Raw genomic sequence first — 22,242 nt, 5'->3', positions numbered from 1 at the left:
ATGCCCCGGTTCTTCTCTTTACCCGCGAACCTGCTGCGCATGCCGATCTTTGGTATGCGCGAGGCAGGGTGCGCCGTGAATATTCCGTAATCGTGCGGTTTGCGCACGAAAGGATCGACAAATGAAATTCCAGTTCTTCAATTCGCCGGCTCGCATGCCGGCCTTCATCTCTGCCAGGGGCACCGTTGCCACCAACCCGTCGCCCATGCAGTGGTACCTCATGTTGGCGTTCGCCGTCGGCTCGACGTTCCTGGGCGTCTTCATTGCCGCCTGCGCCGGCTGGGAAAGCGGTCGCGGCGTGCGTGATCGACTCGTGATGGCGGCGACGGGCGTCCTGATCGTTTCGAGTTCGCACGTGCTGCCCGCGCTTGGCGTCCGTTTCGATGGCATGCGCCGCGCCGCAATTCTGGGAGCGTGGATCGGATGTCTCTCGTATGCGCTACTCGGGCAGGCGACTTTTTTCGCGCTTGCGCAGCAAGACGCTGGTGATGCTCGCGCGATGGCAGTCAACGTGCCGGGCGCGACGGAGCGCGTGGACGCCTCGCCGGGACGCAGTCTCACGGTCATTGCACAGGACGAAGCCGCCGTGACCGCAAAACTCGAAAGCGCGAAGGTCGCACGCTGTTCGCCCGGTGTATGCCGGTGGCGCGATGCTCGCCAGCACGCACTAGAGGCTCAGCTGACAGCGCTCGAGGTCGAGGCCGATGAAGCCAAGCGCCGCGAAGCGCGAGAAGATCGCGCGGCAAGGCAGGCTGACGACGCGCGGGCGCTGCGCGAGGTGCGTCGTGCCGATCCGGTCGGGTTACAGGCTGCGGCGCTGTTCGGTTGGAGCGCGGCGAGCATTGGCCTGTTTCGGGCACATCTGCCGGCGGTGATGCTCGAATTGCTGCCCGGGCTGTTCTGGGCACTGGTGTTCGCGGGCGAAAGGCGCGTGGCTCCCAGCGCCCCTGATGCACGCAGTGACCATTCTGTTACCGCCGCTCCCGCCGTTGCAGCAGATCCGCTGCCTTCGGGAGCGCGCGCCGGCGCAGGCACGAGGGCAAAAACAGGGTGTGAGATGCCTCTCAACGAAGATCTGGCCACAGCTCTGAAGATGGCCGCGCGCGCGTGGGAAGTTGGCAAGTCCGTTGCGTTCCTCATCGGGCGTCGTTACGCGGTCCGGCCTGGCGTCGACAACAAGTGACGGGGGCGGACATGGGCAATAGATTCGAGACGGCTATTCCGGCGCAACAGTTCCCGGGCGTCGCACCAGATGCGAAGTATGTGACGCACGGGAACGTTCGGTTCCGTCTTCCACGGAGAGCGTCCATGGCTTTGGCCGCTGCACGCCATTTTCTGACACGTGTCGTTCATGACCAGTACGACGTTGCTGGGAGCGCCGGGAGCGAGCGGTTGCATAAGGCGAGCCGCGTCGCTCATCGGTTGGGCGAGATCGAAACGGCCGTGACGGAAGTCCTGCTGCTCAACGAGTCGGGCTTCACGAGCAAGTTGGACAGCTATGGCCGCATCGTCGAACTGATCGAAAACGGCGTGGGGCGCTTCTTCAACGACGAAAACTTCCAGATGGGCAAGGTCATCGGCGGTGATCGTGGAGAGATACTTGATCGCTATCGCGTTCGCCCGAAGGTTCAGCTTTTCTTCGATGTGTGCGCGCGACACCCAGTCGGCCAGTACGGCGCGCAGTATTTCGCCGCGCATCCCGCCAGCCGCACGCCGGACGGCAAGCAGTTCCTATGGGAGTCGTACAACGAGCTGATCGAGATGATGCGGGCCGAGGCCGAAGCGCGCAGGCTCGACAAGCTGGACATCGCGAACACCTTCCGGTCGACGCGGGCTTTCAACAGCATGATGGCGGTTGTGAAACGCTGCTTCGCGAAACGCTCCCGGATCTTCGTCGTGTGCATGGATGTCTTCTATCACGCCGACTGGGCAGACAAGGTGACCGCCGACCTGGCGAGGGATCACCACGCCACGTTCATGAATCGCCTGCGAGGGAGAGCGGCGATCAGGAAAAATCTGATCGGCGCGATCTGGAAGCTCGATTGGAGCGAGACCAGAGGACATTATTTCCGCTGGGTTTTCATGTTCGATGGCGAGAGCGTGTACGGGACGTGGGAATGCGAGGAACTCGTTGACGATCTCTGGAAATCGATTGTGCCCAGGAATGCAGGCCTTACGAATTTGCTTAATGAGGCCAGATTCTTCAAGCTTGGTACGGGCATGATCGACTTGAAAGAGAACCGAAAAAAGTTAGATGCCTTCGTTGAATCGGTCATCCGTTACTTCGCATATAAGGATCAATATTTGTGCATCAAACGCAACCGGGGGACGCGAACGTCGGATTCGTTGATCCTCGGCGGTAAATGCGCTGGGATGACCAAAGCGGATCTGGTCGACGATCTGCAAGCCACTTCCGATTTGACCTCGTAGCTTCAATCTCGGTCACCAGGCTGGCCACACCAGGCGGGACATGATGCTCAGGCGTCGTGTCCCGCTTTCCATTTGTGGGCTGCGTTTGGACGTTCGATCGCCGCGCCCAGTCCATATGTACCTCGCGTAAAAATTCCCCAGACTACCTTCTCCATGTGCCCGCTTCACGAACGACACGTGCAGGCGCGGGTCCTTCGGGCTCCACAAATCGGCTCGCTTTTTGTGGGCAGTGCTGGCAATTTCGCCAAGATCTGGTGTTTCACGAACCCCCTGTCCGGTAAGGAGATCGCACATTTCGTAGGGGCTTTTTTTTCGCGTTTGTCGTGCTCTGACTAGCCCGCACACACGGGCTCATCGGGCGTTGCGGCCCGGCGCCGAGCTTCCATGTATCTACCGGCCCGAGAGATTGTCAAGATCTACCGAGTCGGACTATCAACGGCAGCATGTTCAGGGGGCGAGGGCGTTCGGTTGCGTTCTGGCGCTTGGCAAACTGGCGCGAACGGCCTTCGCGTCGGTGATGTGTTCGCCGACGTGATGACGTGCTCACACGCGCGTTAGTGGACTGTCGGAAACTCGGCGGCCGAGAGCGTCCGTTCCGCTAACTTGACCTGCCATCTGGGAGAAAGAATCACCGCTCTCTGGGGAGCGAGGCATTCGGCTATCGCGTGAATGCTGTGCACGACTGACACCCGGAATTCCGGATCAGACGTTGTTATGTATTTGCTATGTATTTGATTTGTATTCTTGTAGTTATGTATTTCTAGATAATCATCTACGAGATTACAGAGGAAGAAGGTACACATTCGGATTGGTCATGTAGTCTGTCCGGTGATGGTCATGCTATCGATTGCTCGATAGAGATCGATGCAGCAAGGGCATCGATTCTCGTGATCGAATGTCCGTCCGTTCAGTCTCGGTAACTTCTTACCTCTGTTCCGAATGATAGGGAAGGCGTGCTCACGGAAGCACGCTCGTTGAACGGATCGACGCAGTAGATAGCTCGATCATGAACCTTGATTTCGATTGGATCAGAACCGTGACTCAAACGATCAATGACGGCTTCGATGCGAAGCTGGAAGAACTAGCGAGAGGAGAAGCCTCGCGGGCGTTGCAATGCAGGACGATCCGATTCGAGCTGCAGGACAACAACATAGTGCCAGTGCTTGATACGAGCGACAGCGTCGCCGGTGACGCAGCTCGTATTACGGACTGTGTGAAGGAGATCATCGAATCCAACGACGTGCTGTTCGAGCTGGTCCCGAGGCGATATGTGCTGGGGATCGCGGAATATCTGCCGCAGGTGATGGTCAAGGCGACGAAGCTGGGGGAAGCGTTTCTTAGCTGTCTCCGAATGGACGTTGACCGCATCACCGACCTGTACCCGATCGAGGACTTCAACCCGTACTTCCGATTGTTCCGTCAGGCAGCCATGCGTGACGTTGTTGATCGAGACGCGGTGTACGTCGACCCACGGTCGGACCGAGTGCTGAGCGACTATGCGCGCCGGCAGACGCTGCTGGTGGATGGGGAGCCGGAAGACTTTTTCGATCGTCTGGGTAATGCTGTCGAGATGATCCGGAGGGTGGGGCGCAACTCGTCGTTCAAGCAGGCGATCTGGTCCTTCGAGAAGCCGGCGAAAGAGAACTACGATTCGCTCGTCTCGCTGATTCGGGCTAACTTTGCTGCCTGCCATCACTTGCTGGTGCTTCGGATCGATCTGGGTTATGCCCGGTACTATTGCGATCCCGCGCTATCGGGCGAGCAGGCTGTCTCGTACGCGGACGTCCGGCGTCATCGCGTTGCGCTTATCCGCTTTCTCAAGCGTCGGCTGCCGAAAGGAGCCTACCGGGGCTACGCGCTGAAGCTCGAGTACGGTCTGGACAAGACCTACCACTATCACGTTATGGTTTTGCTGAACGGCGATGTGGTGCGTGAGGCGTCGACGATCTCGAAGCTCATCGGCGAATACTGGAAGAAGCACATCACGGAAGGCAAGGGCGGCGCGTATAACTGCAACGCGGCGACGTACAAGGAGTCGGGCATCGGCTCAGTCAAGTACTACGACTCGGAGAAGCGGGCAGTCTTGGAGACGGTCGTGGCTGCGTATCTGACGAAGGTCGACTTCTACGTCCGGATGACGAAGCCTGACGGTCATCACGCGTTCTGGAAGAGTCAGCCGCCGAAGATCGCCTCTACGCGGAGTGGGCGCAAGCGCACCAAACCAGAGCGGCCGCTGTCGCTACGGCCTTAGATGCAGGGACCGGAACACGACGGCGTGGCTTGACCCGCCTGATGGGAACGGTCTGTGAGCATGGTGCCTCTCAGCGTATCGCACCGAAACGAGGTCGCTTCTGGTAGCGCATGATGCGCGATGTAGACGGCGGTGCTTGCTAGAATGGATAGCAGTTGCGTCAAAATGCCATTCACAATACTGGAACGATTCCGCCTATGAGCATGAATACCTATCTCAGGGGTAGGTTGCGTAACACGCCTTTGCCTCGCAGCCATGGCCTGTTGCCACTGTTCGAGGCCGTGGTCAATTCCATTCAGGGGATAGCCGCACTAGGCAAAGAGCCCTCGCTCGGTGAGATCACTGTCGAAATTGTGCGCCTGCCTCAGGCCTCGTTGAACCTGGAGAGCGGTAAGGGAAAACGCGGAGCGCCGCCACTCGAATACATCACCGGATTTCGGGTGATTGACAATGGGGTGGGATTTGACGACCGGAATCTGGAATCGTTCGAAACGCTGGATTCCGACTACAAGGCCAGTGACGGTTGCCGGGGTGTTGGACGTCTCCTGTGGTTAAAGGCATTTGAGACGGTACACGTTTCGAGCGACTTCCGGGACGCCGATGGTGCGTTCAAACGTCGGGCTTTCACTTTCACCGCGGCGCAGGGAGTCGACAAGCTGACGCTGTCGGACAGCCCGAAGCGAGAACAGTATAGAACGTCGGTGCACCTGGATGGATTCAGGCAGATGTATCGCGAACGCTCGGCGAAGAACTGCCGGACGATAGCAAACGCACTTTTCGAGCATTGTCTTTGGTACTTCGTTCGCGACGGCGGCGCTCCAAAGATAAAGGTGAAGGATGACCAGGAGACCATTGACCTCGACGATGTTTACGAAGAGTGCATGTACTCCTCTGCAAGGCGGCAGACTGTCACCGTGAAGGGGCAACCGCTTGAGCTTACACATCTGAAGCTCAAGGCCACCTCCCCCAAACAGCCCTTCATTGCGTGGTGCGCCGCTGGGCGTGTCGTTGAAGATGAAAGCATTGTCGGGAAGATTCCGGGTCTCCATGGACGGGTCAAGGATGACGACGGCGATTTCGTCTACGCGTGCTATGTGACCGCGCCATTTCTTGACCAGAACGTTCGTCCCGAACGCTTTGGATTCGACATAGAAGAGATTAGCGACGATCTGTTCTCGGACACCGAACTCAGCCTTGCCGACATTCGCAGCGCGGTGCTCGCTTCATCCCAGGACTTTCTGTGCGAATACTTGCATGAGAGCCGGAAGGCGGGGCGAGAGCGCGTTGAAAAATTTGTTTCGCTTAGAGCTCCGCGTTACCGGCCCATTCTCGGTCGCATTGCCGCGGACAAGCTTACCGTCGACCCCGAGATTTCAGATAAGGACCTGGATCTTCTGCTGCACCGGCAACTGTCCGAGATTGAGGGCAGTCTGCTCGCGGAGGGTCACGCAATGATGAACTTCAGCAAGGAGGAGTCGGTCGCCGACTACTTCGAGAGGCTCACCGCGTATCTCGAAAAGGCCGACGACATCAAAAAATCCGATCTTGCGAATTACGTGTTCCACAGGAAGGTGATCCTGGACATTCTTGAAAAGGCGATTGAGCGCGGGGCGGACGGCAAATACTCGAAGGAGGAACTGATTCACGAGCTCATCATGCCGATGAGAAAGACATCAAACGAGGTGCAGCTGGATAGTTGCAACCTCTGGCTGATTGATGAGAGGTTGGCGTTTCATGATTTTCTCGCATCCGACAAACCGCTGTCTTCAATGCCGATAACCGGCTCTGCATCGGGCAAGGAGCCAGATCTCTGCCTGCTGAATGTGTTCGATCAGCCGATCCTTGTGTCCGACGGCAACAGGTTGCCCTTAGCCTCTATTGTCATCGTCGAGATCAAGCGACCCATGCGCAACGATGCTGCTGCCGGTGATGAAAAGGACCCGGTCGAGCAGGCCCTAGGCTATCTTGACCGCATTCGAACGGGGGGCGCCATGACTGCAAGCGGTCGGCCCATCCCCGGGTCTGATGAGATTCCAGGGTTTTGCTACGCGATCTGCGATCTCACGCCGTCGGTTGAGCGTCGTTGCAAGCTCCTGGGGCTTCGGGTTACGAGCGACAGGCAGGGCTACTTCGGCTATAACGACAACTTCAAGGCCTACATCGAGGTCATTTCCTTTGACCGCCTTCTCAATGCGGCGCGAGAGCGCAACCGTGCGTTTTTCGACAAACTTGGGTTGCCGACGAGCTGACGTTAGCGACGTGTATCGGCAGGGCGCCGAGAGCGGTTGAGGCTGGCAGTTCTGGACGACGCGGCGACCTGCATGCACCACGAATCGACTGGACCGACGCAGATTCTAGGCTTATTCGAACGACCGGCAAGGGTTGCGCCTGTCGCTTTGCGTGTGATCGGTCATCCTCCTCGAGGTGCATTCGGCGACTTGCCCGGAAATCGAACTGCATCACTAACGGAAATTAGCCACACAAGCTGTCTTTTGGAATGCAGTTACCGCAATTTCGCTTTGCCGCGCCGGGCCGTGTAGCGGTCGGTGACAGATTTATTGAGCCCTACGTCACCTGAAGCGCCGCCCCCCTCGTGCGCAGCAGCAACGCCCGGTTCGCCGCGACGACTACGGTTAGCAGGACAACCCGGGGAACCAGCTTCATCGTTGTTGTGGTCCCTCGTTAAATGAATCGTGATCGATCGGCCAGCGCCGCTGGACCCGTATAGCGCAACTGACTTTCGTATGCGAAAACGCGAAACGCCGCGATCGGCCGAACTTGCACACACAATGCTTGTCGTTCAGATTGCTAGATCAGCACGGTTCTCCCAGGCAACCTGCGTGACAAGCGCCCCGGCGCGATGCTCGCTTACGTATGCGTCGACTTCGCGCTTGGTGGCCCGAAGCGGGAGACCTACCCACGTGCGAACGCGCTTGCCAGGTGGGACAATCACCGCGACCGCCTCGGCAGACCAGTCTTCGTTACGGAACCCATTGGGACCCTCAAGCTGCCAGACATGCTCCCGGGTCGTCTTGACGTGCATGTCCCCGTGCTTCCACGTTGTCTCTGGACCAATGACGAGGCCCTGCGTCCCCATGTTCTGAAACTGCAGATAGAGTTTGCGCTTGTAATGGATCTGCTCACGATCGTCTGCCACGAAATCGTGACTCATCAGCGTCAGTGCACTCAACGGTGTCGGGAGCGATTGCGCGGCGGCCGCCGCCGTTGCCCGCCGCGTCGCCAGAAGTGCCACACCCGCGCCTACTGCCACACCGACGAGCCCTGCCGTCAACCACACTGGCGATTTCGCGTAACCCGTGCCGAGCGCTCCCAGTAGCGGCATGGCGGCCGACGCCGTCTGGATCATCTGGCCTCTGTTTGCAAACCACTGCGTTGGTAATGCCATCCCCGATACTCCCCGTATTAGATTGGCCGAAAGTTTATAACGCCTCTGCCGGTTGGGGAGGGCGAGTTACGCGACACTAGATTCGGGCAGACGGATACTGCGCGACTGGTCGACCGGTGGGGTCACTGGATGGCTCGATGAGGGCTTCAGTCTCCCTGCCAGCGAAATCGAGCAGTTGCGTTGAGGGTGTCAAATGGAGTTGCCTTGAAATGCGTGGGCCGCTCCTGGTTCGACACCCGCCGATGCCGATGTGCGGCATCGTTGGACCGCTTCGGGTCGATTTCTGCCGTGGCTGTGGGACGAATGTACGCTGGCATCGAACAACCCTTAACGATCTTCGCCTCTCGGACGCCGGGCTGGAGCCGGAGCGTGGCCCGGCACGCCGGGGCGGGCGTGGCGGTCAACGGTCGTTCGGTGCGATGGAACGGGCGACCAGTCTTAGACTGGCGGCTGTCCTTCCAATGAAGCTCGCGAGCACTAGCAAAGAAGGTCGCATTCGCCGCCCGAGAGTGACTTCAGTTCACGGGCGCGCAGGGTGGCCGCTTCCGTGAACTAAGCTCGCCGTCCCGTGAACGACTAGTGGTAATCGTAAGCCATTGTTGTATAAGAGATTTGCAGATATTCTAGCCCACAGCCGACGCACCGATTTCTAGATATGACGCTCAAGAATCAATAAATTCTGGTCCATCGGCTCAACGTCAGAAAGGACGGACCAGATGAACAATGAGTTGCTGCTCTTCTGCCTGGATTGGTTGTCGGCGAATACGCCGTCGTTGGTTCAGCTCTTCACCGCGCTAGTGCCTGTCATGGCGCTTGGGGTCGCCGGGTACGCGCTTTACGTGACGTCGAAGAAGGGAGGCCGGAAGTGATCCGATCCTCGCAATGGCACCGGCTGCCCTCCGCACCGGTGCTGGCGGCGCTGCCGCAGATGAAATGGAGCACCGCTGACGGTGCGAAGCCTGCAGGCGAAACGGCGGCGTTGATGCTGCTTGTCGCGCTCAACTTCATGGCGACGGCATGGCTCGACGAGCAGGGGCGGTACGTGGCGATCGCCGAAGGGACGTACGTTGATCTCCGCGAAGCGACCGGCTTGTCGCGCGCGCTGATCTCAGCGGGGCTGCAGCGTCTGGTCGCGCTCGGCCTGATTGCACCCGAGGGATCGCATCAGAAGCGCCGCTACAAGATCAATTGGCCGGAGGAGCACCGCTTCTTCAAGCTGCCTTGCCACGCGATCGTGGCGGGCAACGTGATCAAGCCGTTCGCGCATTTCACGATGCGCTCGAAGCACGAACTGCACGCGATGAAGCTTTACCTGTACTTCGCGGCGATCCGCAGCAACCACAACTATTTCTCGATGGCGTCGTATGAGACCATCTTCGAGCGGACCGGCATCTCTGAGCGGGACATCCGCAAGGCGATCAGTCTGCTAATCGGCACAGGGCTGCTGGTCGGCATCAACCGTGACCACAACCACATCTTGACGAAGAACGAGCCGAACAAGTACTACCTGACGGGCTATCCGGCGCTGGTGCAGCAGAAGAGCGGCACCCTGGACGGCGCGGTCGCCGCCACGGCGGTATTACCGGTCGCCGCTGCCACCTAGCGGCAGCGTCAGCAACGAGAAGGGTTCCTGCGGGAGCTTCGTTTCGCCGAAAGGCGAAGGAAATACGGTGCGCACGGCAGGCAGGACGGAGTATGGGATGCAGGTAAGACAACTGAAGATCAGCAACTTTCGCGGGATCGGCGCTCTTGACTGGAAACCGCAGTCGCCGCTGTGCTGCCTCATCGGCGTGGGCGATACCGGCAAATCTACGGTCCTCGATGCTATCGAGGCGGCCCTGTCCTCGCGCTGGCTCGCCTTCAGCGAAGTCGATTTCCTCGATGGAGATACGGCGACGCCAATCTGTGTCGAGGTCACGGTCGGAGAGCTCTCGAAGGCGCTGAAGTCCGACGAGCGCTTCGGCCTGTATATCAGCGGCTGGTCGGCAACGGGAACGCTGAACGACGAGCCGGAAGACGGAGATGAACCTGTGCTCACCGTGCGCCTGACGGTGGATGCCACGATGGAACCAGTGTGGGAGCTAGTGCGCGACTCTGCCACCAACCCGCGCACGCTCTCGAACAGGGACCGTGCCCTGTTCGGCCTGGTGCGACTGGCAGGCGACGACGCCCGGCACCTAACCTGGGGCCAGGGCTCAGTGCTCGCCAAACTGACGGGTGACGCGGACGACGCCGCTCGCAACTTGGCCGATGCCTACCGCACGGCGCGCAGCAGCGCGAAGCTCGACAAGGTGACGGCACTCGCGGATGCCGCGAAAGCGGCGCAGACGCAGGCCTCTGCCCTCGGCGCTTACGTGCAGGACAAGTACGGCCCCGGTCTGGAACTGCTGCGGGGCGGGTTCTCAACCAGTTCGATCGCACTCCATGACGGCGGCGTCCCCTTGCGCCTCGCAGGCTTGGGAACCCGGCGTCTGGCGACGCTGGCAATCCAGCGCTCGGCCATCACGGAAGGTGCCGTCGTCCTGATCGACGAGATCGAGCACGGCCTTGAACCGCACCGTGTGATCGGGGCGATTGCACGCTTAAAGGAGGCGCAGGCGACCGCTGCGACGGAGAAGAAGCCGGTGGGGCAGCTTCTCATGACCACGCACTCCGATGTCGCCATCGGCGAGATCGAGGCGCGCAACCTCTATGTCGGGCGTCGCGACAGGGCCAGCAAGCGGACCGAGTTCCAGGCACCTTCGATCCTCTCTGCCTTCGCGAAGTTGATGAAGAAGACGCCGCGCGCCCTGTTCGCGCGCCGCATCCTCATCTGCGAGGGCGTGACGGAGGTGGGTCTGCTGCTTGGCTTCCGCGCCCCTTTCTGCGCGCGCAACGGGGGCGTCCCCGTCGAACAGCGCGGCGTCGCTTTTGCAGATGGCGAAGGAACGCAAGCTCCGCAACTGGCGGTAGCGCTTGCGACGCTAGGCTACCCCGTCGCTCTGTATCGGGACTCCGACCGTCCGCTGACGCCAGACGAGACGCGCGATATTGCCGCCGCCGGCGTCGTGGTCTTCCAGTACGACGGCACGACGGATACGGAGACGGCGCTGTTCACGGCCGCCAGCGACGCGCAGGTGCAGGCGCTGCTCGACTACGCGCGCGCGGAGAAGTCCGAAGAGTCGGTCGCGGCAACCCTGATGGCCAGGGATGCGGAGCTGACGCCTGAGACGACGAGCCTTGCCTTTAACTCGTGGGAACTGCTTGTCACCGCTAATGGGGCTGCCCTTCGTGCAACCCTGGCGGGGATCGCGTCGAAGAAAAACTGGTTCAAGGAGCTGCACTCGGGCCGCGCCATCGCGCCCATCGCATGGGAGATTGTCGAGCAAGCGCCCGCGTCGGCTTTCTCGAAGTGCGTACGAGCGCTGGAGGCGTGGCTCTATGCCTGAGGCTCGCATCCTCGCCGGGCTTACCGTCGGCTCACTGATCGCACCGGCGGGCCACGGAAAGACCGAGGCCATCGCGAAGACGGCGGCGCTGGGCATACGCACTCTGATCCTCACGCATACGCATGCTGGCGTAAATGCGTTGCGCGGCAGGCTGAAGCGACTCAACATACCGGCAGGCGCGGCAAACGTAGACACCATCGACGGATGGTGCATGCGCTATGTGCGCGCCTTCCCCAAGCGCGGCCACCCGCCCGCGGGGATGCCCACCGGGGCCGAATGGAGCGCGCTGCGGCAGAACGCCCTAAACGTGCTGAAGGTCTCGGCGGTCCGCGACGTGGTGCGGTCCTCGTATGACCGCATCCTGATTGATGAGTATCAGGACTGCGATCCCGGCCAGCATGCGCTAGCCATCGCGCTCTCAGAGATCGTTCCTACGATCGTATTCGGCGATCCGATGCAGGGCATCTTCGAATTCGCGAACGCCCGGCTTCGCTGGCAGCGCGATGTTTATCCGACCTTCCCGCTCGCGCTCGAACTGGAGGAGCCGCGCCGCTGGCAGAAGAAGAACCCCGCCCTTGGTGCATGGATCGCGGAGACGCGCCGACGCCTCATCCTTGGCGAGCGCATCGATCTGGACTCCGGCCCGGTCACGTTTCGGCACGCTGACGAAGCCTTCGACATGGGCGCGTTCTTCGACGGCATCGAGGATCGCGAGGGAACAACCGCTGCGATCCACTGCCGTCGGGGCATGTGTGACAACCTGGCCCGCGCCACGCGCGGCATGTACCAGTCCATCGAGGAGGTCGCCGCCAGGCGGCTGACGAGCTTCGCTTCCGGCTGGGATGGCAGCGCAGGCGCACAACAACGTCTAGACACCGTCCTGGCCTTGAGCACAGATTGCTTCCACAAGCGCGAGAAGCAGGCCAACGAGGAGTTGCCGCCCGAGCAGGCGCAGGTCATCGACGACATGAAAGCCGCCGCCCGACAACTGGGAGGCGCTGACTGTGCCGAAGCGGCTCGCGAGTTCATGCGGCTCGCGCGTCGCCACCCGCGCTGGCGGTTGTTCCGGGGCGAGCTGTGGCGCGATGCCGAGCGCGCGCTGGGCGAGCTGGCTGCCGATCGGGCGGCCACTCTCGCCGAAGCGGTGCTGAAGATCCGACAGCGCGTGAGTGCAGCAGGCCGCTCCCTGCAGCGGCGGACAATTTCGACGCCCCTGCTGCTCAAGGGCCTGGAATTCGATCACGTGCTGATCCCCGACGCCTCGCACTTCGGCAACGAGGACTACGCGCAGGCGAAGCTCTTCTACGTCGCAATCTCGCGAGCGACGCAGAGCCTGACTATCACCGCACGGGATCGGTATGTTCAATTCCCACGGCCCGATCTGTGAGAGGGACGCTGTCTAGGTCGGACCACCGGGGACGCCTTGCGCACGACCTTGAAGGCTGCTGTTCGCGCCTCGATCGACAGGGTTCTTGGACGGCCGCAGTGTGGCTAAGGGCGTACGTTCACGCGGTGGCCAAGAACGGCAGCAATCGCTATATAACTGGCGCTCAAACCAGAGGTGCGGAGTCGGTACGAGCATTGGCTCGGCGGCCAAAGTGGAGCGTAGTCGCATTTCACAACAACCGGGATAACGATGGAAATCGTTCTGCACACGAGCGAACAGCGCAGCGGGCTTGGGAAGCACTATCGGACTGCATTCAAGGACGCGGTGGAACTCTACGTCGTGTCTGCCTATCTGACGGAGTGGGATCGAGAAGTCAAGCTGACACCGACCTGTGAACGGTTCCGCTTCATCATCGGAAAGGACTTCGGCATCACCCGTAAGAACGCCTGCCTGGATGTCCTTAAATGGCTCCCGGCTTCTCGGAAGGCAGACTTTCTGGTCGCCGACGAGATAACCGGTTTCCACCCGAAAGCGGTTATATGGCGCAATGCCAGGGGGCAAGCCTTCATGCTCATCGGGTCCTCCAACATGAGCCGAGCCGCCTTCGACGGCAACGTGGAAGCCAATGTCATGGTTCCCATTTCGCAGAAGGCCTTCGAGGAAGCTAAGGCGTGGATCGACTGGATCGAGGAGCGTTCGGTTCCCGTCTCTGAGGACTGGCTGGATCAGTATGTGGAGGCCGAGCGCAAGCCGGGAGGCCCTGGCGGCAAGCGCACACACGCTCGGCAGGGAAAGTCGCCGGTCGTCACGTTCAAGCTGCCCCGGCCTTCGAACACGGCGGATAGGCTCCGAGTTCGGAGAAAGCAACTTGCGGCCTACGACAAGCGACGCAACGGGCTTATGCAGTTGTTTCGGCGCGCGGCCAGCGCAAGAATCACCAGCCCTCAGTTCTTCGAGGAACTGCCGAAACATTGGAGTATGGAGATCGGGAACCGACTGCAGGGCAAAGGATGGGAACGAAAGGGCAAGCACGCAGATTTTCAGGAACTCGCCGCTTCATTCGTCGCCATTCTGGGTGCGGAAAAGCGCCATCGCGACGACGTGGTAAGAGCTCAACTGGATTATCTCGCCACCCGCGGAAATTCCGCACGCAAGGCGTTCCTATCGGAAATGCTGTGCTTGCGCTTCCCCAATGAGTATCCGGTGCTAAATGATCCGGTTCAACAGTTCCTTGTGAAGAACCGCTTCACTGCGCCACGCGGATCTAGCGAGGGTGCGAGGTATGTCGACCTTGCCAAGAAGTTGCGCATGGCCTTGCGCGCCAACCCGAACTATCCGGCAAAGAATCTCGCCGAGCTCGATCTCTTGATCTGGGCATCATCCGAGTACAACCCCAATGCGTGAATTGCGTCGAGAAGATTGACTGCGGGACTTTGTTTTCGCCCCGATGCGCTTCGTCGCCTGCCATTCGCTACTGGAAAATCATCGGGCGATCGAGAATGACATAGCAAGACATTCCGAGTAGGTTTTTCTCGCCATAGCGAAGGAAACCGATTCAGCTATGAAGGAAGCGAAACGCCGTGCGCGGCCGAATGGCGCCGATGATGTGATGGCTTCCAAAGCGTAGTGTCGGCTTGATGTTTGGGAAAAATGCCGACCGGCGGTCCGGTCGGCAAAAGAGGTTCCGGCGAATCCGAGGGCTATGCCGGAATCGGTGCTGCGCTGTACATCCAGCCTTTGCCAGCACGATCCAAAAAAAAGGAAGTGCAGCGCGGTAGAGGCGCACCTTACGGCGCGCCTCACTATGCGGGTTTTTTCCTGCGAGGGGGTACCCCGTGAACTTTCGAGGAGCGCCGACTCAGCGATCCTCTTGCCAGCCGTTGTCCGTTTTCGTCATCGCAATTTTGCCGGTGAACGTCTCTTCCAGTCCCTCGGCGTACTGCTCGACGGATTCGTTTCCGTTGAAAAAGTTATCGAGCAGCGTTGCGCTGACGTTCGGACACGTTTGCCGCATGGCGCGCCCCATTGCAGCCTTGGCCGCTCGCGGTGCATTGTTCACGAGTTGGTCACCACTGAGCAGCAGTGGCATGACCTTCTGGTAGTCGGCCCAACTGTCCTGATGGGCTACTTCATACGTGGCGGCATCCTGCCCGGGATTCGCCTGCATCCAAGCTTGTTCATCAGCTTTCCAGGCGTTCTCGACTTCATGACCATGCGCGAGTTGCTTCTTCAGGTTGTCGACCTCCTGCGCGTACTTCTCGCTGGCATATGCCTTGATTTCGGGCGTCGGCTTCATCGCGACCGTGTACTTCACGTCGACGAGATAGTGACCGTCGCCCTGCGGCGTACCGTTGACTTTCTCGAAGTGGTCGATCGAAAGGTACTCGCAGCCGCCGAGGGCTGCCTGGACTGCGGCTTTGGCGTCGCTCTCGGATGGCCCGTTCGAGCACGCGGAAAGCGCGGTGGCGATGGCGAGTAGAAGGACGGTAGTGGAGAAGGGAGAGGATTTCATGGTGATTGAATGGAAAAAGAAATTGTTCCCGAGGGAAGCCCTGCGGGAGCGAACACGGGGACGGGCGTTCTTACGGGTTCTGTTGAATGCCAAGGCTAAATGCCGCCGCGCGCATCGACGCCGCGATGGTGTCGGTGACGGACGAGGGGAACTGCGCCACCGTGACCGGCGCACTGGCGGGCAGCATGAACCCGCCCATCAGCTTGCCGTTCATCAGGCCGACAACGAGTGAGCCCCCTGCATTGATCACGTTCTTAATCCCGTCATCGATCGGCACGGTCGGCGCACCGATTGACTTCGGCAGACTGACGGTAATGACGTTAGGATTGCGCGAATAGGCCGACCAGCTACCCGTAACCGGAAACGACAGCGGTTCATTGCTGTAGTTGCAGCCCGACTTCCCGCTTTCGACAACTTGGGCGACACCGCCTGCCTGGATGCTGAGCAGTAAGCAACCACCGGCGATGTCGGTCTGCGTTCCAACGGCCTGTTGCACCGTTGTGTAGGTCGTGTTCGGATCGCCGAGGGTGTAGAGGACCGAGCCATTGACGATCGTCGACGAGTTCACGTCCGCGCCGTTGATCCAAGGCATGCCGAGCCCCTGATTGACGAGCATCAGCCGATCGTTCGCGTAGGCGGTTGTGGCAAGGTAGGCGGTCGTCCCGGAGGGAAACGTGCCCGTCATGGCTCCGCGCACCGGATTGCGGTAGTCGATCTGCAGCGCGCTCGAGAGCGGCTGGCCGCCGACATCGATCGTCCGATAGGCGACCGTGACCGCGTCCCCCGTGTTCGGATCGGTGCCAATGAGCTTGGAGCCGACCGTGGATAGGCTGTACGACGGATGCAACTGCGCGGCCGTCAGCCAGCTCGTCCATGTGCCGTCCGCTTTCATGAGGTAAGCACCAACGCCAGCGTCATTGGACACCCAGGAACCACTGAAACCCGCGTCGTAGCTGCCGACCGGCGACGCCGCCGACCAACTGCCGTTGCTTTGCACCTCCTGGGTGATTGAAAGCGTGGAGCCGGAGAGCGTGAAATCCTCGCGAACCGGAGAGAGCGCCGCCGAAATGCTGCTCCCGACGATGAACTGGGAAAGATCGCCGTCGACCGTATAGAGCGGATTGGCGAGCGCCGTCGACGCGTCGACCGGCGAGCTGTACGCCGGGTTGGCGAGTTGTGCATCGACGTCGGATTGTTCCACGCCGTTGACGCTGCCCTTCGCCCCGTACGCATTCATTGTCGCCTGCACCTGCGACCACGAGATCGGCCCCTGACCGGCGAGCGCCGTCATGTGGCTGACCATGCGGGCGGTGACTGCCGCCGTGCCGGTATCGCCGTTAGCGACATAATCGGCGTTCGGGTCGACGCTGCTGCCGACGAGGTTCTGCACGGCTGTGGTCGCATCCGCCTGCGTCTTGCCCGCCTTCATCTGTGAGACGACCATTGTCGTGAGCGGTGTCACGTTCTGCGTGGTGCCGGAGACGACCGCCGACATCGTGAAGGTGCTCGTGAACTTGTTGCCGCCGTCAGTCGTGTTCGAGGTGACGAGCACGTTGAGCTGCTTGCCAGTCATGTCGCCCGACACCTTGAGCATGTAATTGCCGTTGGCATCGGTCGTAGTCGACGGCTGGCTCGTGTCGCACGCACCTTGGCCGTTGTCGAAGCAGACGGTCGCACCCGAGAGGTACCCGTCGATCGCCTTACCCGATAGCTGTGAGGTCGACGTGGTCGTGGCCCCCGAGGAGGAGCCACCGCCACCCCCGCCGCACGCAGCGAGTAGGGTGAGCGATCCGAGGGACATGCAGAGCGGGATTCGAATTCCCCGGGTAGGACGTTTGTTGTTCATTCTTCGTGGTTCCTTTCAAAGGGTGATTGTTGTGTTTACTCGACAAAGTCGAGCGCGAGCCGGCCTAGGCTGCACGCCCTCGAACCGCTATATCGGCTCAGATTGAAAAAAATGAAGAGTAAACACTACTGTAATTGAGGAGTTTACAACGTCGAGAATCAGTCTACGTGGGGGCATCCTGCACGCCATGACTGCCAAGCGCTCAACCCCGCCCCCCGCCCCGCCGGCCCCGATCTCGATTGCCCTCGGCAAGCGGATCAAGCAATGCCGGCATGAAGCGGAGAAATCGCAGGAGACGCTCGCCTTCGAGGCGCACGTCGATCGCACCTATATTTCGGCGATTGAGCGCGGCATCGCCAATCCGTCCGTCGAGACGCTGGCGAACATCTGCTATGCGTTGAACGTGACGCTCGCGGAGCTCTTCGCGCCGCTGGAAGGCGTGTCGCTCAAGCCTACCGGCGAACGGCGCGCGAACGCGGCGACGCCACCGGAGATCAAGCGTCAACGGTTGCGCTAACCCGAGGCCGCATCGACACCGCGCCGCCGAAGGTAACGGCCAGTTGGGAACAGGAGGAGCGGTAGCGCACTGACCCCGGTCCGTGAACGTCGAGCCGGGCGTTGTATCCGGCCATGCCGGGTTCGCGGCCGGCCGGATCGGCCAGCAACAGCGCATGCGGCGTGAAAGTGCGCCGTTCCTGTCGCCCTTCGATGCCGACCGCCAGTGCTGCATGCCACCTGACCGGCCGTCGCTGCCGCCAACCGACGATGACTGGTCGCCCGAGCGAGAGTTCGCCCGCAACGAAGTGCAGCACGTCGGACGCCGATCCCGAGCGGATGACCGGCTGCACGCCCAGGTTCAGCTCGGCGACGAAGGTCGCGAGTTCCGAAAGCGTCAGTCCGTGCAGGTAGTGAGGCCAGGCGTGATCCCATACCGTGCGCTCGTTACCGCTCGCGTGATACGGAAGCCCGACCGGATCGGTGAGCTTGTCGAGCAGGGCAAGCCCCATCGCGACGCAATGCAGGGTGCTGCCGCCGTCCCAATGTCCCTGCCGGCTGAAGAGCGGTGTCCCACACCCGGCGATCGCCAACTGCTGGCCGAGCTCGATGCCGGGATGAAATTTCTGGATCAGCATGTCAGTAATCGTCCGGTAGCAGGAACGTCGTGGCGGAGCGGTCCCACTCCGTAATCACCCAAACGGTTTGCCCGCCAGGCAGGACGTAGCTGGACAGAATCCGTTGCTCGGTCTCAACCGCGATCTCGTTTTGTTGGCGATCGGATTCGGCCAAGTCGCCGAAGTCCCCGCGAACATGACGACTCAACAAATCGACGATCGAGGTTTTCGCGTCGGCGAGAACTTCTACTGCGGCAGGCGTGGCGAGAATGCGGCCGAGCCTGAAGCGCGGGCCGGCGTTACGAGACGAAAGCGGGTTCACGATGAAGGTCTCCGGGAAAATGGGCGAGCACGAGCCTCCGGCAGAGCCGGATGCGAGGTCGCAAGAACAGGGGGGAATGCCAGACGCGGGACGCGTCGGATGACGAGGGGGGACTACCGTGCTTTGGAGGCGAGCGCGTTCGGGTAGTGCTTGGCGAGGATCTGATTCATTTTCTCGACCAGATCGGGCCGTTTGAAGGTCAAGTGGCCGTTGCCATTCTTGAACCAGCGCAGATGGAAGTAGACATGCTCGGCTTCGGTCCGTCGTGCCTGCCGCGCGTCCGAGACAAGGACATAGGCGCCGTGCCGGTGGTCCGGCTCGGGCTTGCCGTCCAGTATGCAGAACACTCGGATCAGATCGTCCAGTTCGTCGGTGACCCTGTGATTCGGGGAGCCGGAACTGAGCAGATACGTGACGATGATTCGCTTGCCGAACTTGAATGGCTGATTGCTCCGGTAGTCCCACGATAGCCGCCGGAAGCACTGCAGCACCCCGCGTTCGAACATGTCGCCGCGCGTACCGTAGAGCTGCGTGAACGTGGCTTCGATGTTGGCGGCGGTCAGTTCGGGCACGTCGCCATCGGCGAGCTGCCGGTCCCACTGTTCACGGGCGCGCGCGTCCATGAAGGTGCGCAGGCCCGATTCGGACAGCAGGTAGTTCCAGCCGCGCACATCGATTACGCGCGCCATGGCGCCTTCAGCTTCGTCGCGTTTCGCGTATTCTCCGGTAACGGTCGGCCTGCCGCGACAGGCGTAGCTGTCGTCGAGCACGAGCCGCGGAAAGCCGAGATGTGCTGCCCTTGCGAGCTGTTCGGCTTCATAGAGCAGATCGAGCGCGCGACGGACGCGTTCGACGACGGCGACGCGCTGGTTGGCGAGATTGGCGATGCTGAGACTCTTGACGAGATCGGTGGTCGTGTCCATACCGCTCCGTGGTTGTGGAGAAAAGAAAAAGCCGGGCGCGAGGCCCGGCGTCTATGCCGTTGTGGTGTGTTCGACGAGCTGGCGGCGTAGCGCTGCCGCCCGCGCCTGAGAGCAGCCGAGATACGTCCGGATTCCGGCAACAGTCGGGCGTACCTGACCGGCCGCGATGGCCTTGGCGAGCTCCGCGACCTCGCCACCGGGCGGAGTACCGTCCGGTAACGACGTAATGGGATCGTCACGGGGCGTACGACAGTTCTCCATGACGGCGCGACTCTCCGACAGCGCTTCGCTACTAACGGTCCCGTCGGCGTGACTCGCGGCGACCGCCGTGACTGCGGGGCGAGTCACGGTAGTCACATTCGCGATCGGCGTGACTGCGGGCAGAGTCACATGAGTCGCGTCTTCGCGGGGCTCCTGGGGCGGAGCGACAGCCGTCGACGTTGTGTCAGCCACGACCGCGGCGGCTGCCGGTAGCGAAGACGGCCGAAGCACGATGGTCCAAAGCAGGCAGGCGGTGCATTCCAGTACAGCTGCGAATACCAGTCCCGACAGCAGGTCGACACGCGACGCCGATATGCCGAGTAGCGCCGCGAGTCGCGACGTGACCGGATCGGCGAGTAACACGCCGCGCTGCACCGTGACGCGATCGTCCGTTGCCTGCTGGCGGCGGATATCATCGGCTTCGGCGTTCAGCGCATCGAGTCTTGCGGCGAGCGTCACGCGGCGCACATCGCGTCCGGCGCAGTCACGGAAACAACGCCGTGCGTCGAGCCACGCGAGTTGTCGGACGACGGTTGCACGATCGGACATCACGACCGTTAGACTGCGGACCGGGGTGGGAAGCGTGACCGCGACGACTGACGCCCGTCGCTCTCCCGCGTGCTGCTGGGCGAAGAGGAAGAACGTGAGGTGCCCGTAGCCCGCGGTCACCATGCATGCGACCCACAGCATGCTCCCCACGCCGCGCACGACGAAGGATGACTCGCGGATCAGCACCGGTAGCAGGTGCGCGCTGACGACGAGCACGATGCCGATCGCGACCCAGACGACTCGCTCGGGCAGCGTGCCCCCGCGCTGCCAGCCAGCCAGGATGGACAGGCTGAGCGAGGTGGCGGTCGCGACCGTCGCGAGCCAGAAGACGCCGGCGCCGGGTGGCCGCAGCAGGCGGAAGCGGGTTTCCATGTTGATGGTGTTTTCCATAGGCAAAATGTCTCCGGGACGCGTTGGGGGAGCGTCCGGTGAGTGTCGGGAAAGCGAGAGGGACGGAAGGAGAGGGAAGCGTTGGCTATGTTCGGACGCCATGCACGAACACCGACCAGTCGCCGAAATACCGGCCGTCGAAGACGAGCAGATCGTCCGCGACGCTCAGGACGGCCTCGGCGCAGGGAACTAGGTCGCCGGTTGCAACATCGGCGACGAGCCCCGTTCCGGGGAAATATCGCGGCGTGACGTGGCGCTCGACAAAGCGCAGCTTGATCTCGGCCGCGTACGTCGTGTGGACGAATTCGAGCGGTCCGATGACCGGCCCGTCGAATCCCCAATCTTCTGTGATCTCGTCGACGGCATTGCGTCCGTGAAACAGACCCAGGTACAGGCCGGGCGCGAGATCGGTCTGGGCGTCGTGGTAGCGAGGGAGCAGCCGTCCGTCCCGGCAGACGAATGGCTCGCAGGTGTCGGCGCTCATGCCGCCTTCCCACCGAGCAATGCCGCTTTCCGCTCGAGCTTGTCGCGCAGCGACGGAGGCGTCGTTTCTCGTGTATCCGTTTCGACCGAATAGCGGCTGTCCGATCCGCTCGATGTCTGCTCGGGAAAAAATTCCTCCGTCACGGCGGCGCGCTCGTCGGGACTGTCCTCGAACGCGCCATTGGCGAACCCCGCACGTGCGGCGGCGTCGAGCGCGGCCTGATCGAAGCCAGCCGCGCGGCGGCGCGCGTCCAGCTCTCTCGCTTCCATCAACGCCTGTTCGAGCGTGCTCCCATCGCGTATGGACAGATCCACATAGTAGATCGCCGACCGGTAGCTCTGGGTGGTGCTCTTGCCCCTGAGCCGGAGGGTGAGCGGCAGGCAGGCGAGCAGGTTGCCCGATACCGCACTGAAGTAGTGAAGACGCGCGGCGAGCGTGCGGATCGAGTTATACGAGGTGGTGCGCAAGATGAACGAGCCCAGTTCATCCTCGTCGCCGATGATGACGTTCAGCCGCGCGTAGGGCTTGCAGCCGCCCTGCTTGCCGAAGGCACAGCTATCCGGCGATGGACACGGCAGGGTTTCGATGCCGTTGCCGTCCACACCGACTCGCCGGCATGTTTCGCCGTTGCCAACGCATACAGGGCGTCCCGTGTCGCGGTCGAACAGCGAATAGTCGGCACGCAGGTTCAGGTCAGGATCGTTGAAGAGCATGCGCACGGGGATCGCGCGCAGCTTGCCGGTCGTGGCCTTGCGCAACTGCCCGTCGAGCGGATGCAACAACCATTCACCGCGCTGCTGCACCTGCGTTGTGAGGGTGAACTGGTCGTCGGCAGAAGGCACGCGTTTGCCGTTCTTCTCGACCACACGGCCGATACTGATACGCCCGACAACTGGGGGAGTGACGGAAAGTCCCTTGAGCATGGTAGTCCTCTGAATGGG

19 protein-coding genes are annotated in these 22,242 nt (G+C 61.3%); 10 read left to right on the top strand and 9 right to left on the bottom strand.

Annotated elements, in window-relative coordinates:
- Positions 1-121: 121 nt before the first annotated feature.
- The 4 genes from JYG32_RS12560 to JYG32_RS12545 all read left to right on the top strand — a co-directional run bounded on the left by JYG32_RS12560 (position 122) and on the right by JYG32_RS12545 (position 6,930).
- Positions 122-1,183, top strand: a complete 1,062-nt coding sequence (locus JYG32_RS12560; protein WP_213263728.1) for a hypothetical protein — start codon at positions 122-124, stop codon at positions 1,181-1,183.
- Between the two features lie 125 nt (positions 1,184-1,308).
- Entirely contained in the window at positions 1,309-2,430 is a 1,122-nt protein-coding gene (locus tag JYG32_RS12555) for an inovirus-type Gp2 protein (RefSeq protein ID WP_213263727.1), read from the top strand.
- A gap of 1,006 nt (positions 2,431-3,436) precedes the next feature.
- A complete protein-coding gene (locus tag JYG32_RS12550) occupies positions 3,437-4,681 on the top strand; it encodes an inovirus-type Gp2 protein (RefSeq protein WP_213263726.1) in 1,245 nt (414 codons plus the stop codon).
- 197 nt (positions 4,682-4,878) lie between these two features.
- The gene (locus JYG32_RS12545; RefSeq protein ID WP_213263725.1) at positions 4,879-6,930 is read left to right on the top strand and encodes an ATP-binding protein; all 2,052 of its coding nucleotides are present in this window, start codon (positions 4,879-4,881) and stop codon (positions 6,928-6,930) included.
- Positions 6,931-7,481: 551 nt separating this feature from the next.
- On the opposite strand, the gene JYG32_RS12540 is transcribed toward JYG32_RS12545, so the two are convergent.
- Positions 7,482-8,087, bottom strand: coding sequence for a hypothetical protein (locus JYG32_RS12540; protein ID WP_213263724.1), 606 nt, complete (start codon positions 8,085-8,087; stop codon positions 7,482-7,484).
- A gap of 716 nt (positions 8,088-8,803) precedes the next feature.
- Between JYG32_RS12540 and JYG32_RS12535 the strand changes: the two genes are divergently transcribed.
- From JYG32_RS12535 to JYG32_RS12515, 5 genes are all read left to right on the top strand, one after another.
- On the top strand, positions 8,804-8,956 hold the full coding sequence (locus tag JYG32_RS12535) for a hypothetical protein (protein ID WP_213263723.1): 153 nt from the start codon (positions 8,804-8,806) through the stop codon (positions 8,954-8,956).
- Positions 8,953-9,690, top strand: coding sequence for a helix-turn-helix domain-containing protein (locus tag JYG32_RS12530; protein ID WP_213263722.1), 738 nt, complete (start codon positions 8,953-8,955; stop codon positions 9,688-9,690). The genes JYG32_RS12535 and JYG32_RS12530 overlap by 4 nt, the downstream gene beginning before the upstream one ends.
- A 97-nt stretch (positions 9,691-9,787) precedes the next feature.
- Complete coding sequence (locus JYG32_RS12525; RefSeq protein WP_213263721.1) at positions 9,788-11,515, top strand: ATP-dependent nuclease; 1,728 nt, start codon at positions 9,788-9,790, stop codon at positions 11,513-11,515.
- Positions 11,508-12,902 (top strand): UvrD-helicase domain-containing protein, encoded by a 1,395-nt coding sequence (locus tag JYG32_RS12520; protein WP_213263720.1) that lies wholly within the window; start codon positions 11,508-11,510, stop codon positions 12,900-12,902. Before JYG32_RS12525 ends, JYG32_RS12520 begins: the two co-directional genes overlap by 8 nt.
- A gap of 249 nt (positions 12,903-13,151) precedes the next feature.
- A complete protein-coding gene (locus JYG32_RS12515; protein WP_213263719.1) occupies positions 13,152-14,306 on the top strand; it encodes a phospholipase D-like domain-containing protein in 1,155 nt (384 codons plus the stop codon).
- 454 nt (positions 14,307-14,760) lie between these two features.
- Here JYG32_RS12515 and JYG32_RS12510 read toward each other — a convergent pair whose 3' ends face one another.
- Both JYG32_RS12510 and JYG32_RS12505 read right to left on the bottom strand, forming a co-directional pair.
- Complete coding sequence (locus JYG32_RS12510; protein WP_213263718.1) at positions 14,761-15,414, bottom strand: hypothetical protein; 654 nt, start codon at positions 15,412-15,414, stop codon at positions 14,761-14,763.
- A gap of 70 nt (positions 15,415-15,484) precedes the next feature.
- Positions 15,485-17,260, bottom strand: coding sequence for a hypothetical protein (locus JYG32_RS12505; protein WP_213263717.1), 1,776 nt, complete (start codon positions 17,258-17,260; stop codon positions 15,485-15,487).
- A gap of 187 nt (positions 17,261-17,447) precedes the next feature.
- Between JYG32_RS12505 and JYG32_RS12500 the strand changes: the two genes are divergently transcribed.
- Positions 17,448-17,777: a helix-turn-helix domain-containing protein gene (locus JYG32_RS12500; RefSeq protein ID WP_213263716.1), complete on the top strand. Its 330-nt coding sequence runs from the start codon at positions 17,448-17,450 to the stop codon at positions 17,775-17,777.
- Here the strand turns inward: JYG32_RS12500 and JYG32_RS12495 are convergent.
- The 6 genes from JYG32_RS12495 to JYG32_RS12470 form a co-directional block, all read right to left on the bottom strand.
- The gene (locus tag JYG32_RS12495; RefSeq protein ID WP_213263715.1) at positions 17,755-18,393 is read right to left on the bottom strand and encodes a hypothetical protein; all 639 of its coding nucleotides are present in this window, start codon (positions 18,391-18,393) and stop codon (positions 17,755-17,757) included. The two genes, JYG32_RS12500 and JYG32_RS12495, sit on opposite strands and share 23 nt — an antisense overlap.
- A gap of 1 nt (position 18,394) precedes the next feature.
- Positions 18,395-18,694, bottom strand: a complete 300-nt coding sequence (locus JYG32_RS12490) for a hypothetical protein (protein WP_213263714.1) — start codon at positions 18,692-18,694, stop codon at positions 18,395-18,397.
- A 113-nt stretch (positions 18,695-18,807) separates the two neighbouring features.
- Complete coding sequence (locus tag JYG32_RS12485) at positions 18,808-19,617, bottom strand: DUF4942 domain-containing protein (protein WP_213263713.1); 810 nt, start codon at positions 19,615-19,617, stop codon at positions 18,808-18,810.
- A 51-nt stretch (positions 19,618-19,668) separates the two neighbouring features.
- Complete coding sequence (locus tag JYG32_RS12480; protein ID WP_249744538.1) at positions 19,669-20,817, bottom strand: hypothetical protein; 1,149 nt, start codon at positions 20,815-20,817, stop codon at positions 19,669-19,671.
- Positions 20,818-20,902: 85 nt separating this feature from the next.
- Positions 20,903-21,301, bottom strand: coding sequence for a hypothetical protein (locus JYG32_RS12475; RefSeq protein ID WP_213263712.1), 399 nt, complete (start codon positions 21,299-21,301; stop codon positions 20,903-20,905).
- A complete protein-coding gene (locus tag JYG32_RS12470) occupies positions 21,298-22,224 on the bottom strand; it encodes a phage capsid protein (protein WP_213263711.1) in 927 nt (308 codons plus the stop codon). Before JYG32_RS12470 ends, JYG32_RS12475 begins: the two co-directional genes overlap by 4 nt.
- Positions 22,225-22,242: the final 18 nt, after the last annotated feature.

The sequence above is a fragment of the Burkholderia pyrrocinia genome, assembly GCF_018417535.1.
Classification (GTDB): domain Bacteria; phylum Pseudomonadota; class Gammaproteobacteria; order Burkholderiales; family Burkholderiaceae; genus Burkholderia; species Burkholderia pyrrocinia_E.
The sequence above is the reverse complement of the archived record's forward strand: the minus strand, read 5'-3'. Positions and strand labels throughout refer to the sequence as shown.

Coding starts and splice junctions, on each gene's coding strand:
- JYG32_RS12495 (WP_213263715.1), bottom strand. CDS start 18,393: ATGCTGATCCAGAAATTTCATCCCGGCATCGAGCTCGGCCAGCAGTTG.
- JYG32_RS12555 (WP_213263727.1), top strand. CDS start 1,309: ATGGCTTTGGCCGCTGCACGCCATTTTCTGACACGTGTCGTTCATGAC.
- JYG32_RS12500 (WP_213263716.1), top strand. CDS start 17,448: ATGACTGCCAAGCGCTCAACCCCGCCCCCCGCCCCGCCGGCCCCGATC.
- JYG32_RS12550 (WP_213263726.1), top strand. CDS start 3,437: ATGAACCTTGATTTCGATTGGATCAGAACCGTGACTCAAACGATCAAT.
- JYG32_RS12485 (WP_213263713.1), bottom strand. CDS start 19,617: ATGGACACGACCACCGATCTCGTCAAGAGTCTCAGCATCGCCAATCTC.
- JYG32_RS12480 (WP_249744538.1), bottom strand. CDS start 20,817: ATGGAAAACACCATCAACATGGAAACCCGCTTCCGCCTGCTGCGGCCA.
- JYG32_RS12475 (WP_213263712.1), bottom strand. CDS start 21,301: ATGAGCGCCGACACCTGCGAGCCATTCGTCTGCCGGGACGGACGGCTG.
- JYG32_RS12535 (WP_213263723.1), top strand. CDS start 8,804: ATGAACAATGAGTTGCTGCTCTTCTGCCTGGATTGGTTGTCGGCGAAT.
- JYG32_RS12545 (WP_213263725.1), top strand. CDS start 4,879: ATGAGCATGAATACCTATCTCAGGGGTAGGTTGCGTAACACGCCTTTG.
- JYG32_RS12525 (WP_213263721.1), top strand. CDS start 9,788: ATGCAGGTAAGACAACTGAAGATCAGCAACTTTCGCGGGATCGGCGCT.
- JYG32_RS12510 (WP_213263718.1), bottom strand. CDS start 15,414: ATGAAATCCTCTCCCTTCTCCACTACCGTCCTTCTACTCGCCATCGCC.
- JYG32_RS12470 (WP_213263711.1), bottom strand. CDS start 22,224: ATGCTCAAGGGACTTTCCGTCACTCCCCCAGTTGTCGGGCGTATCAGT.
- JYG32_RS12515 (WP_213263719.1), top strand. CDS start 13,152: ATGGAAATCGTTCTGCACACGAGCGAACAGCGCAGCGGGCTTGGGAAG.
- JYG32_RS12505 (WP_213263717.1), bottom strand. CDS start 17,260: ATGAACAACAAACGTCCTACCCGGGGAATTCGAATCCCGCTCTGCATG.
- JYG32_RS12560 (WP_213263728.1), top strand. CDS start 122: ATGAAATTCCAGTTCTTCAATTCGCCGGCTCGCATGCCGGCCTTCATC.
- JYG32_RS12540 (WP_213263724.1), bottom strand. CDS start 8,087: ATGGCATTACCAACGCAGTGGTTTGCAAACAGAGGCCAGATGATCCAG.
- JYG32_RS12520 (WP_213263720.1), top strand. CDS start 11,508: ATGCCTGAGGCTCGCATCCTCGCCGGGCTTACCGTCGGCTCACTGATC.